This window comes from Bacillus sp. FSL K6-0972 (assembly GCF_037976035.1).
In the GTDB taxonomy this organism is placed as follows: Bacteria; Bacillota; Bacilli; order Bacillales; family Bacillaceae; genus Bacillus; species Bacillus haynesii.
The window spans coordinates 3,593,027-3,605,550 of sequence record NZ_CP150260.1; the positions used below are offsets into that span (position 1 = coordinate 3,593,027).

10 protein-coding genes and 1 riboswitch are annotated in these 12,524 nt (G+C 46.5%); of the genes, 5 read left to right on the top strand and 5 right to left on the bottom strand.

The window, feature by feature from the left end:
* Positions 1-73: 73 nt before the first annotated feature.
* On the bottom strand, positions 74-1,477 hold the full coding sequence (locus MKX80_RS18385; RefSeq protein WP_268310676.1) for an amino acid permease: 1,404 nt from the start codon (positions 1,475-1,477) through the stop codon (positions 74-76).
* A 114-nt stretch (positions 1,478-1,591) separates the two neighbouring features.
* A riboswitch (Lysine riboswitch) is annotated at positions 1,592-1,769 on the bottom strand.
* Between the two features lie 162 nt (positions 1,770-1,931).
* Positions 1,932-2,072 (bottom strand): small acid-soluble spore protein SspJ, encoded by a 141-nt coding sequence (gene sspJ / locus MKX80_RS18390; RefSeq protein WP_154995228.1) that lies wholly within the window; start codon positions 2,070-2,072, stop codon positions 1,932-1,934.
* A gap of 241 nt (positions 2,073-2,313) precedes the next feature.
* Between sspJ and MKX80_RS18395 the strand changes: the two genes are divergently transcribed.
* From MKX80_RS18395 to MKX80_RS18405, 3 genes are all read left to right on the top strand, one after another.
* Entirely contained in the window at positions 2,314-2,784 is a 471-nt protein-coding gene (locus tag MKX80_RS18395) for a metal-dependent hydrolase (protein ID WP_268343139.1), read from the top strand.
* 99 nt (positions 2,785-2,883) lie between these two features.
* Positions 2,884-4,743, top strand: coding sequence for an LTA synthase family protein (locus MKX80_RS18400; protein ID WP_339227343.1), 1,860 nt, complete (start codon positions 2,884-2,886; stop codon positions 4,741-4,743).
* Positions 4,744-4,943: 200 nt separating this feature from the next.
* Positions 4,944-6,395, top strand: coding sequence for an MDR family MFS transporter (locus MKX80_RS18405; protein WP_154995234.1), 1,452 nt, complete (start codon positions 4,944-4,946; stop codon positions 6,393-6,395).
* Between the two features lie 40 nt (positions 6,396-6,435).
* Here MKX80_RS18405 and MKX80_RS18410 read toward each other — a convergent pair whose 3' ends face one another.
* Positions 6,436-7,275 (bottom strand): aldo/keto reductase, encoded by an 840-nt coding sequence (locus tag MKX80_RS18410; RefSeq protein WP_154995236.1) that lies wholly within the window; start codon positions 7,273-7,275, stop codon positions 6,436-6,438.
* Between the two features lie 90 nt (positions 7,276-7,365).
* Positions 7,366-8,226, bottom strand: a complete 861-nt coding sequence (locus tag MKX80_RS18415) for an ROK family protein (protein WP_182070067.1) — start codon at positions 8,224-8,226, stop codon at positions 7,366-7,368.
* Between the two features lie 268 nt (positions 8,227-8,494).
* Here MKX80_RS18415 and MKX80_RS18420 point away from each other — a divergent pair, with 268 nt between their 5' ends.
* Both MKX80_RS18420 and MKX80_RS18425 read left to right on the top strand, forming a co-directional pair.
* Positions 8,495-9,619 (top strand): aminotransferase class V-fold PLP-dependent enzyme, encoded by a 1,125-nt coding sequence (locus MKX80_RS18420; RefSeq protein WP_268342876.1) that lies wholly within the window; start codon positions 8,495-8,497, stop codon positions 9,617-9,619.
* Positions 9,620-9,696: 77 nt separating this feature from the next.
* The gene (locus MKX80_RS18425; RefSeq protein WP_268342877.1) at positions 9,697-10,104 is read left to right on the top strand and encodes a DUF5412 domain-containing protein; all 408 of its coding nucleotides are present in this window, start codon (positions 9,697-9,699) and stop codon (positions 10,102-10,104) included.
* A 5-nt stretch (positions 10,105-10,109) separates the two neighbouring features.
* Here the strand turns inward: MKX80_RS18425 and helD are convergent, their stop codons facing one another.
* Positions 10,110-12,446 (bottom strand): RNA polymerase recycling motor HelD, encoded by a 2,337-nt coding sequence (gene helD, locus MKX80_RS18430; protein WP_268342878.1) that lies wholly within the window; start codon positions 12,444-12,446, stop codon positions 10,110-10,112.
* Between the last annotated feature and the right edge of the window lie 78 nt (positions 12,447-12,524).

Genomic DNA, 12,524 nt, shown 5'->3' on the forward strand with positions numbered 1-12,524 from the left:
AATCAAAATTTTCGGCGGGAATCAAAAAGCCAGCCGATCTTCTGCTAAAAGACCCGGCTGGCAAAGAGCTTTATCACACTTGATTATTTTTGAACTTTTTGTAGACGAACGGGTAGATCGCAAGACCGACGAAAAACAGCCCGATTCCCAAGATAAAGGTGGTCAAGTCAGACGTGCCTGAAACGATGACCCATAAAGAGTACGCCAGAGCGGCCAAGGCGATAATGCCGTCCCCTGTTCTTGATCCTTTCAGCTCGCCGTATGTCTCCCCTTTGAGGATGAGCTTCAAGCTGAAAACAGCCGCTACGAGATAAGGCACAAGGTAAGCGAGCGTCGCCGACGTTGTTAAAAACGTAAAGGCCTCGCTGATCGTTCCCGAAATCGTTGAGAAAATAAAGATCTGCGACATCATGTTTGTGACGATCAATGAATTGACTGGGCTTCCCTTTTTGTTCGTTTTCGCAAAGAAAACAGGAAAATCACCGGCCTTTGCCGCCTGATACGGAACCTCTGCGCCGATTAAAATCCAGCCGAGCATCGATCCGAACAAAGAAACGATTGCCAAGACCGCCATCATCACGCTGCCAAAGCTGCCGATGATCACGTGCAGCACATCAACGAACGGTTTATCTGATGCCTGGAGCTGATCGTGCGGGATGACGCCCATCGTAATTAAAGTGATGATCATATAAATGCCGAGCGCAATTAACAGTCCGGTAATCGTCGCGCGTTTCACATCGCGCTGGGATGATGCGCGCCCTGATAAAATCACCGCAGACTCGATGCCGACAAACGCCCACAGCGTTGAAATCGCCGCATTGTGAACCTGTCCGCCCAGCCCTATGCTTTTGCCTTCTGATTCGATCGGAAAATAAAATGATTCGAATAATGCCGTTTGAAAAACGAATAAACCTGCAACAATAAACAGGACAAACCCAAGCACTTTGGAAAAAGTCGCTAAAAAGTTCAGCTTGCCTGCTCCATTTATGCTGGAGACTAAGATGAAATGCGTCCCCCATAACAAAATCGTACACACGATAAATGTCAAGGTCTGGCCAAGTGTGACAGAGTGTCCGCCGAGTTCAACCAGCTCGCGTCCGTCAGTTAAGATCGGCAGGAAAGTCGTCATATAGCCTGCAAGGCTTGTAATGATGGCCACGTTGCTGATCCAGCTTGCCACCCAATACCCCCAAACCATTGTAAAACCTGCCGCATTCCCTTTTTTAGGGTCTGAGAATAAAGCTCTTGCATAGCTTTGCGGACCTGCTTTAAGATCCGGGCGGCGAATGGATAAATGACCGAATACAAGGGCGATCATCAGCACCCCCGCACCCGTCACCAGCCATGCCGCCGTTACGCCGAGCGGGCTTGCCGTCTGAGCGAGTGTGCTGGGGAGCATAAAAATCCCTGAGCCGACCATATTGCCGACAACAAAAGCCGTAAGAAGCCAGAAGCCCCATTTTTTTGTCTGTTCCATAAAATATAACCTCCGAGCATTTTATAAAAAATATGCCGGACCAGACCGTGAGATCATTCAAAATAAAAAAAGCATGAACAAAAGTCCATGCTTTGGTTAAACATACACTCTTGATCTCCGGATAGCCCTCCGCGGGAAAAAACCGCGGCAGTCCTGCACTTATTCAATGCAGACCCAGCATAAAGAATGAATGGCTTCCTTATGCTTCGGCGCTGATGCCTTTTGCATATGATCATCGGCCCCATCAGCCTCACACATGCGACTCATCATCCGCGCAACCTCTACCTCACTAAGAGTTAAGAGTGAGGATTTATCACATATTCTGAAAAGAGGTTACCAGAGAAATTTTAATCTGTCAAAGGGAAGTGATGGAAAAAAGCGGTCAGCCGCGACAAAAGGCCGCCTTTTTTGGCAGCCTTCTGAAGAATGGAAGACGGGCCCTTCCATCTGTCATTTATCGGTTATTTTTCTTTTTGTTGACCGCCTCTTGCAGAGGGTCTCCTTTCAGCGCTTGCCCTGCATCTTCAAGCGCCCCCCGAACGGCGTTTTGGTTCTTTTCCTTATTTCCTCTATCTTTATTGAAGAAAATACCCAAATGAATCACCTCTTTAAAAATGTGGTACAATTTTAATTTGGCTTATCATTTTAAAATTATGCAGAACCTTGGAAGGTGTTTTTTAACTGAAAACACCATATTTTAGATGAAAACGTGCCGATTGCCTCAAGAAAATGCGGTTTTTTAGCTGACAAGTTGTCACCATCTGTCTTGAAGGCCGTCAGAACTCTTGATATAGTTTTCATTAGGAAATTGTTATAGGTCTTAAAGGAGAAGCGATATGACAGGAAAAACACACATCATGGGAGGGGTCGCTTCTTGTACGGCTGCTGCTTATTTTTACGGATATGATCCGGTGTTCATGACAGCTTCTGGTGTTATCGGAGCATTGATTCCGGATATTTGCCATACAAAAAGCAAGATAGGCAGAAGGCTTCCGATTTTATCAGCAGTGATCAGTTCTGTCTTCGGGCACAGGACGTTTACACACAGCCTGCTCTTTTTGCTCATTACGGCATTTGCGGCACATTTATATTTTACAGATCAGAGCATACTTTTCGGATTGATGGCCGGAATGGCGAGCCATCTGCTCCTTGATGCCGGGACTGTAAACGGCATCAAACTTTTCTTTCCGTCCGCCATTAAGGTTCGGCTGCCCTTTTATATTAAAACCGGCGGGAAGGCAGAACAAGGCGTTCTTGCTGTGCTCACCGTTGTTTCGTGCTATTTTATTGCGAACTTGATCGCCTGACGAAAGAGACGGTTTGACCGATTGCTATATTATGCTTTTTTTAGTCATTTTATCTTGGTGTTCTTTACCTGCGGGGATTATATGTGAGGAGCTATTTATATGAAAGAACAATTTTTTAAAAAGCAGTGGTTTTTATGCCTATCCATATTTTTTATGTGGATGAAGACGTACTTCATCTACAAGCTGGGCTTTAATTTACAAATCGACAACGCACTTCAGGAACTGATCCTGTTTATCAACCCGCTTAGCTTTCTCATCCCTGTACTCGGCATCAGCCTCTTTTTTCGCGAAAAAACGCAGCGCCTCTATTTAATCGGGGCTAATGTCGTCATGACGGGCATCTTGATTGCAAACAGCATTTTTTATGGTTTCTACATCGATTTTATCACCATTCCCGTCCTGTTCCAGGCAAAAAACCTCGGGGGGCTTGGAAGCAGTTTTCAGGAGCTGTTCAATCCGGTTTTCATCGCGCTTTTCCTGGACCTGGCTCTCATGGTCTGGCTGGCAAAAACGCTCGAAAGAACCGGCAAAAAGCTTTCCGCTAAAGCCGTTAAGATCTACTATGTGGCAGCCGCCGGAACGGTGCTGTTTAATCTCGCCCTGTCAGAGCTGGATCAGCCGAAGTTTTTAAGCTACTCCTACGACAGGGAAGTGCTTGTAAAAAATATCGGCTTATATCAGTTTCATCTGTTGGACGGCATTTCACAGACCTTTAATTTGACACAAAAAGCGGTCGCTGATGAAAACAGCCTGGCAACGATCGAAAACTACACAAATGCCGACTACAGCAAACCGAACCAAGATATGTTCGGGATTGCTGAAGGACGAAACGTCATCTTTGTAACGCTTGAATCCACCCAGACGTTTGTCATCAATGAAAAGGTGAACGGCCAGGAGATCACTCCGTTCATGAACAAGTTCATTCAAAAAAGCTATTATTTCGACCATTTTTATCAGCAGACCGAACAGGGAAAAACGTCCGATTCGGAATTCATTGTCGCCAATTCGCTCTATCCGTCTCTGAGCGGTTCAGTGTTTTTTACGAAGAGCGAAAATGCGTACAATTCGATGTATAAAACACTGGCGAATCACGATTACAAAACATCGGTTTTCCACGCCAACCATAAAAAATTCTGGAACAGGGACGTCATGTACAAAGCCCTTGGCATCGACAGCTTTTATGACGTCTCCCATTTTCATGTGACACCTGAAAATTCAACGGGCTGGGGGCTGAAGGACAAGGAGTTTTTAACGCAATCGGCTGACTTGATGAAAGACATGCCGCAGCCCTTCTACAGCAACCTGATCACATTGACGAACCATTTTCCGTTTCAAATTGATGATGAGGATAAGCTGATTGATGAATACGATTCGGAGAGTGAGATTTTAAACCGGTATGTCACGACTGTACGCTATGAAGACGAAGCATTGAAGCATTTCATTGCAAAACTGAAGAAAAACGGCCTTTACGACAATTCTGTGATCGTCTTCATGGGAGATCACTACGGCATATCAGAAGCGCACAACGATGCGTTAGCTCAATTTTTGGGCAAAGACGAAATCACCCCTTACGATACCGTTCAGCTGCAGCGGGTGCCGCTGATTATCCACATTCCGGGGGTAACGGATCAAGACCCGAAAACGATATCTGAAACAGGCGGCCAGATTGATGTCAAACCGACATTGCTCCACTTGCTCGGAATAGATACAAAAGGCATGATTCAATTCGGAAATGACCTGTTTTCGAAAGAAAGAATGCCTTTCGCTGTGTTAAGAAACGGCAGCTTTATTACAGATGATTATATCTACACGAAAAATACGTGCTACAGCAAAAAAACCGGGGACATGATCAACGACGGAGAGGACAAATGCGGCCCTCTCATAGAGAAAGCGAATGAAGAGCTTTCCCTTTCCGATAAGATTATTAACGGTGATTTGCTGAGATTTTACAAAAAATAATCCGTCCCCTTTAAGCCGGATTCTCCCCGGCTTAAAGGGGCTGTTTAAATTGAGGGACAGCTGGGTATTATATACCGAATGTTAAAAATGAACTTGCGGTTTTGCAGTTCCTTCGTTACCCTAAATGAAAAGAGAAGTTATTTCGAGTACCGATTATTTCATAAAGTGTTATAAAAAATGATAAATAAGAAGGTTTTAATATGAGTGAAACACAGCACAAGACAAATCAATTGCCGATTGTTGCCGTCTTGATTATGGGGACATTTATCGCCATTTTGAATCAGACGCTTTTGACGACGGCTCTGCCTCCGATCATGAGGGACTTAAACATTACGCCGGGGCTTGCCCAATGGCTGACGACCGTTTTTATGCTCGTGAATGGGATCATGATTCCAGTTACGGCTTTTTTAATTGAAAAATTCACGACGAGAAAGCTGTTCATGGCGGCAATGTCTTTATTTACGGCCGGGACGCTGATCTGCGCCTTGTCATTCAGCTTTCCGGCGCTGATTGCGGGACGCGTCGTGCAGGCGGCCGGTGCGGGCATTATGATGCCATTGATGCAGACGGTGCTTTTATTGATTTTCCCAAAGGAAAAACGCGGATCAGCGATGGGAATGGTCGGGCTTGTAATTGCCTTCGCTCCCGCTGTCGGACCGACCCTGTCAGGCTGGATCGTCGATCGCTATCCTTGGGAAGTATTGTTTTACCTGTTGCTTCCGTTCGCCGTTATCGACATGATTGCCGCACACTTTATTTTAAAAAATGTCACCGAACAGACATCGCCTAAGATGGACGTTACTTCCATCATATTGTCTTCGCTTGGCTTCGGCGGCATTTTGTACGGCTTCAGCAGCGCCGGTGTTGCCGGCTGGACGGGTGCTGACGTGCTGGCTGGCTTTGCGGTCGGCAGCGTTGCGCTGTTTTGGTTCATTTGGAGGCAGCTCCATTTGGAAGAACCGATTTTGGAATTCAGGGTATTTAAATATCCGATGTTTACTCTGGCGACGATTATCGGGATGGTCGTCTTTATGTCGATGATCGGAGCGGCGACGATCGTGCCGATGTATATGCAGGATATGCGCCATTTCACAGCGATGGAATCGGGAATGATGCTGTTTCCGGGAGCAGTAGTGATGGGGCTGATGTCTCCGATTACCGGAAGAATTTTTGACAAAATCGGCGCACGGATCTTGAGTATCACCGGTTTGACAGCGATCTTCGTGACCACATTGCTCTTGACCCATCTGACAAAGACGACGCCTTTTGCGTATTTGTCTACCGTCTATGCGATTCGGATGGTCGGCATGGGGATGGTGCTCATGCCTGTTACGACAGCCGGCTTGAACCAGCTCCCGCGCCATTTGATTCCTCACGGAACGGCCATGAACAATACGATGAGACAGATGTCAGGATCGATCGGGACGGCTGTTCTGATCACCATCATGACACAACGTGCGCTTACCGATCCTGCCGGTCCGTCTTCGGATACGGCGATGATTCACGGCGTCAATCTGGCGTTTATGACCGCGGCCGCATTGTCGGGAATCGGATTGGTTCTCTCATTCTTTATTAAGCAGCACCGACGCGGACGGCTTGACGGCAGCAGAAGAAAACAAGCGAAAGGCCGTTTGGCCATTCATGAGAAATAAAAAAATCCCGGGTTCATAAAAACCCGGGATTTTCTTATGGTTATTCGAATCCGTGAACCATTGTGTCAGGATCCGGACCGACGCGCTCATCTTTGTTAAGAGCGTTGATTTTTTCGACATCTTCCGCTGATAATTCAAAGTCAAAAATGTCGGCATTTTCAATAATGCGGTGTTCTTTGATTGACTTCGGAATGGTGACGACTTCACTTTGCAAATCCCAGCGCAGGATGACTTGAGCGACGGATTTGTTGTATTTTTTAGCGATGTCAGTCAGCACCTGATCATCGAGGAGTTTTCCCTGCATGAGCGGAGACCATGCTTCCACCTGAATGCCCTGCTTTTTGCAGTAGTCCCTAAGCTCAGCCTGAGTCAGCCGCGGATGGAATTCAACCTGATTGACCATCGGTTTAATTTCCGCATCTTCCAATAAGCTTTCCAAATGGTGCACATTGAAGTTGCTGACGCCGATCGCTTTCACTCTGCCGTCTTTGTACAGCTTTTCAAGCGCGCGCCACGTATCTTTATATTTGTCTTTTCCAGGCCAATGAATCAAATATAAATCAAGGTAGTCAAGGCCGAGTTTTCGAAGGCTTTCATCAAAAGCCGCCAATGTTTTTTCATATCCCTGGTCACTGTTCCATACCTTTGACGTGATGAAAAGCTCTTCGCGGGGAACGCCTGATTCTTTAATCCCTTTGCCGACGCCTTCTTCATTTTGATAGATAGCGGCTGTGTCAATGCTCCGGTATCCGTTTTTAATGGCTGCTTTCACAGATTCAACGACTTGGCTGCCTTCTTCAACTTTGAAAACTCCAAGTCCAAACCATGGCATTTTCACACCGTTATGTAATGTTACAGTGTCCTTTAAACTGCTTACCATTTTGAACGACCACCTTCCTTTTTTCTAGATGCTTTTTAAACGCACCGCTTTTATTATCTCACACTGGGTGGATTTTACAAAACAACTTGCTCAACCGGCTGTATGAGCCAAAGCGAGCGCTCCTGTGATTCCCTGATCGTCGCCGAGACCCGGCGGCACGATGTATTCTTCAAGATCAGGCAGGTCGACATATCCGTTCATATATTCGGCAAGCTTTTTGCGAATCAGCGGGAACAGCTGCTGCTGCTTCATGACACCGCCGCCCATGATGATTTTTTCAGGGCACAGAATCAAAATATATTGCATGAGAGCCTGTGCTAAATAGTCGGCTTCAAGCTCCCAAACTTCCTCGTTTTCAGCCAAATCCTTGCCCTTTTTCCCCCATCGCTTTTCTAGCGCCGGACCCGATGCCATCCCTTCAAGGCAGTCCTTGTGATACGGACAGATTCCTTCAAACGTATCCTGCGGATGCCGTCTAATGAGAAGGTGACCCATTTCAGGATGGAGCGTGCTCTGCACGAGCCGGCCGCCGACAATCGCTCCTGCTCCAATTCCTGTGCCGACTGTAATATACAAGCAGCTTTCCAAGCCTTGCGCCGCTCCTTTCGTCAGCTCGCCAAGCGCGGCAGCGTTTACATCAGTCGTAAACGAAACCGGAATGCCGAGCCTTTTTTCCAATTCGGGAATAAACGGGTACCCCTTCCAGGCTAATTTCGGCGTATTGGTTATGTATCCGTAATCCTCTTTATCTTTTGCAACGGATATAGGTCCAAAAGAACCCACCCCCATTGATGTGAGCTGATATTTGCTGAAGAAATCGGTCAGCTTTCCAATGGTCTCCTCAGGCGTCTCTGTCGGGATCGTCAGCCTGTCTATGATTTCTCCGTTTTCTGTTCCAACTGCACAAACAAACTTTGTGCCTCCTGCTTCTATTGCACCGTAATGTTTCATCCTCTCGGCTCCTTTTCATCTGTTTGAACTGCTTTAATTGAATCATAAATCAGACAATGAAAGAAAGCAATCACACTGAACACTGATTTACCGGAGCATGGGGGCTTTTGACGCCCCCGGAATACTGCTTCCCGAAAATGTGGCAGTTTTCAAACAACTGCCGCGTTAAAAACATTCCCTTAAAAAGGCTTCTGACCGCTTTATGGCAACCGTGAAAAAGAGGTTTTTTAAAGCCCGGCACGAAGCTTTAATAATGAGGAGGGATATCATGAAGCATCCATTCCACAAATTCCGTTCTTTATTCCCGATATTGTCTGATCATGTTCACCTTGCCGCATGCTCTGGAAGCGCGCTGGCTCTGCCTGTTGCCAAAGCGGTTGATGAGTATCAGAACGGCCTTTTAACTTCTGGTACAGACTGGAAAGCGCATCTCGGCAAGATAGATGAGGCTAAGGAAAAATTCGCCCGGCTGATCGGCGCCGAAAAAGAAGAGATAGCCGTTTTGCCGTCAGTATCTGACGCTGTGGCTGCTGTTGCCGCTTCATTGCCGCAGCCATTGCACCGAAGGCAGATCGCCTTCACGGATATCGATTTTCCTGCCGTCGGCCAAATTTGGCTTGCGCAAGACCGCTTCAAGGATCACCTCATCATCATTCAGAGCGAAGACGGAATGATCAACTTGGAACAATACGAAAAAGACGTTACCGATCAGACGCTCTTGACGTGTGTACCTCATGCCGGCTATCGGAACGGGTTTAAGCAAGACATAAAACAGATTGCCGAGATTGTTCATCAAAAAGGGTCGCTTTTATTCGTCGACGCCTATCAAACCGCCGGCCACATTCCGATTCATGTCAAAGACATGGATATCGACATCCTTGCGGCGGGGACGCGCAAATACATGCTCGGCATTCCCGGAACAGCTTTTTTGTATATGAAACGCGAACTTTGCGGACAATTTGAGCCAAAAATGGCCGGCTGGTTCGGAAGGAATACACCATTTGCCTTAAATTCAGGCTTTGCGGAAGGTGCGAAACGCTTCGAGTCGGGGACACCGGCATTTATCAGCATTTATGCGGCAGACGCGGCATTGAAGCTGCTGCTTGAAGCAGAGCCCGACAGGATCGAGCCCTACCTGCGGCAGCTCGCGGCATTCTCTTTGCAATACGGTGCGAAAAAAGGGCTGAAGATCAAAGGACCCGGGACCGTACATAACAGAACAAGCCTGATCTCCGTGTATGCCGAAGAAGCGGGCCGTATTGAATCCCTCTTGCGGGAAAAACATATCATCGTCTCAGCACGAAACAACATCATCAGAATAGCTCCGAATTTTTACAACACAAAGGAGGAAATAGGGTTTGTGATGGATGAGATCGCGGCACTCTTGGGCTAAGCCGGCTTCAAAATAGACAGAATGCGATTTTTTCCTTAAACTATAAAAAAACAATTTTCATCAAGGAATGAGACAAATTGGAGCTTTATATTGACGGATTAGAAGAGCAGAGGAAGCCTTCGCGCCGAAGCGCCTTGTTTGCCATTTTGGCTGTTTTGCTTGCGTCCGCCATTACCATTGGATATATCGTGTATACGCATTTTTACTCGATGAATCATCTGCCGAAAGGAAATTGGTTTCAGTCTTCCGCTTCGCCGAATCAAGCATACAACCTGAATTTGTATAGAGTGAATCAAGGCGGGGGAACGAACTCCCCTTCTGTCAGGGGGGAATTGACAACGGTTGCCACCGGTGAACGAAAGAATATCTATTGGGGATACGAAGAAGAACATGCCAAAATCGAATGGCAAGACAAATACCATGTGTCCATCAACAACAACGTGCTGGACGTCAGGACTGATATATTTGATGGAAGAAGAGAGTGACAGCGTCACTCTCTTTTCGTGTACATATCATTTGAAACACCGTTTAAAAAGTGCGTTTCCTTTCCAAGAGAAAAGAGATGGAGCTCATGCATCGCCCTCGTGCACGCCGTATAAAATAAAGTCCGCTCTCTTTCCTTTTTGTATTGCTTTTCAGAAGCGTCATAAATGACGACGGCATCAAATTCGATCCCTTTCGCCAAATAGACGGGAATGACGACCGCGCCTTTTTGAAACGTTCTCGTTTCTTTATCGATCAGTTTAAGCTCTGTATGCTGCTGAAGATGCCGGAACGCATCCCTGCATTCCCGGACGGTTTTACAGATGACTGCAATCGACTCAAGTCCTTCTTTTTGAAGGACGGTCATAAGGGAAGCCATCTCTTTATGGTGTGCATGAGGATCGGCTGATATTGTCAAAGTCGGTTTCTTGCCGTTCCTGTTAAAGGCTTCGATCTCTTCGCCCCCTTCGATGATGCGCTTTGTCAATTCAACAATTTCTTTCGTCGACCTGTAGCTGCGCTTCAAGGTGATGATCTCCGTTTTTTCGCCTTCAAACACACCTCCCGATAGAAGCGTCTTGTCGTGATAGGAATGGGCAAGAATCGCCTGATTTAAGTCTCCCAGCATCGTGATGCTGCACGCTGGAAACAAGCTCTTCAAAAAAGCAAGCTGAAAAGGCGTGTAATCCTGGGCTTCATCGATGAATAAATGGCGGACTGCCATGTTTTTTCCCCCGCCTTTCAGCTGGTTTTTCATATATAAAAAAGGGACGGCATCTTCATACGGCAGCTTCTCAAAACGAAAGCTTTTCTGAGTGAATGTGCAAATGCTTTGCCAGTCATCAGGCCGCGTTTGCGGGGCATAGCGGCCGGAAAAAAGCTGAAGGTATGTTCCCTTAAAATCAATAAAGCCGAACGCTTTTACCGCTTGCTTGAGCGGTTTGAACTCCCTTTCGGCAATGATGGCGGCGAGGAGGTTTCGTTCCCTTTCATAATCGTCAAATGTATTCTCCGTAAAGCGCTGTTCCTCCTGAAGACGTTTATAGGCCTTTAAGTATTCCTCTTTATCCAGCAGCTCGCTTTCTTCGATGACCCAGTCTTTTTTTCTTTCTTGGCGTTCATATTTGTTCAGCAGCTGTAACAGCCATTTTCCCGTTTGTTCAATCCGGTTGGACAGCGTGTCTGCATGATCAAGAGCAGCGAAAAATTCCCGTATCTGATCGCTTGTGATGATCCTTTTTCCGCGAAAGGCGATATGTTTAAACACCAGATCCAGATGCCCTTTTGCCAAACATTTGACATAATCATCGATAATGCCTTTGAAGGCCAGACTGGATTTCAATTCAATCGATTTCATCCGGATGCGCTGCTTCTCATCGTCTGAAGCGGTTAAACAATATTCGAGCTGATCGAACGGAGTCTCGCACGATACCTGCTTTCCAAGGCGACTTGCCACAAATTCCTGGAACGTCGTCTGCTGGATGTTTTCCTCTCCGAGCTCAGGCAGAACATTGGCGACATAGCTGTTAAAAAGCAGGTTTGGAGAGAATAGCAGCATCTGGCTCGACTCGATCTGCCCGCGGCCGCGGTACAGCAAATATGCGGCCCGCTGCAATGCCGCCGACGTTTTTCCGCTGCCCGCCGCTCCCCGAACAATTAAAAAGCGGCTTTTTTCGTTTCGAATAATTTGATTCTGTTCTTTTTGGATCGTAGCGACGATGCTTTTCATCTGGATATCGGCCTGCTGCCCCAGCACTTCCTGAAGGACTTCATCCCCAATCGCCATATCCGTATTAAACATCGCTTTCAGCCGGCCGTTTTTGAAGAGAAATTGCCTTTTCAGCTCAATCGTTCCCCTGACCGTCTCGTCCGGAACTTCGTATTGAGCCGCTCCGGGACCATAGTTGTAAAACAGACTGGAAATTGGCGCTCTCCAATCATAAATTAAAAACCGCTCTTCTTTTTCATCCATTAAAGAGGCGAGTCCGATGTAGACGGATTCAGCGTTTTCTTCGCCGTCCTCCAAAAAATCTACGCGGCCGAAATAAGGCGACTCTTTCACTTTTAACAGGTTTTTCAACTGGCTGTAAAATTGCTTATGGCTCCTTTCCCTTTCAGCCAAAACCTCAGCCTGCTGTTTAATGCTAAAAAATGTTTCAACCGCTTCATTTTCATCGGCTAAGTTTACGGTGACATCGCTCCAGAAATGTTTCCGTAAATCGATGATATCCTCCTTCAATCCGCCGGTCTTTCCCTTTAGAGAATGAAGCTTCTGATCCAATTCCTTTAAAACAAGCCGGATTCGTTTTTCCTCTTCCAGCCATTCCTGACCGTTTTCCTGCACGCTGACCACTCCCTAAAAAGATTTGACATCTAAAAAGATTCATGATAAAATAAAATTGGATAATAATATAATAATTGA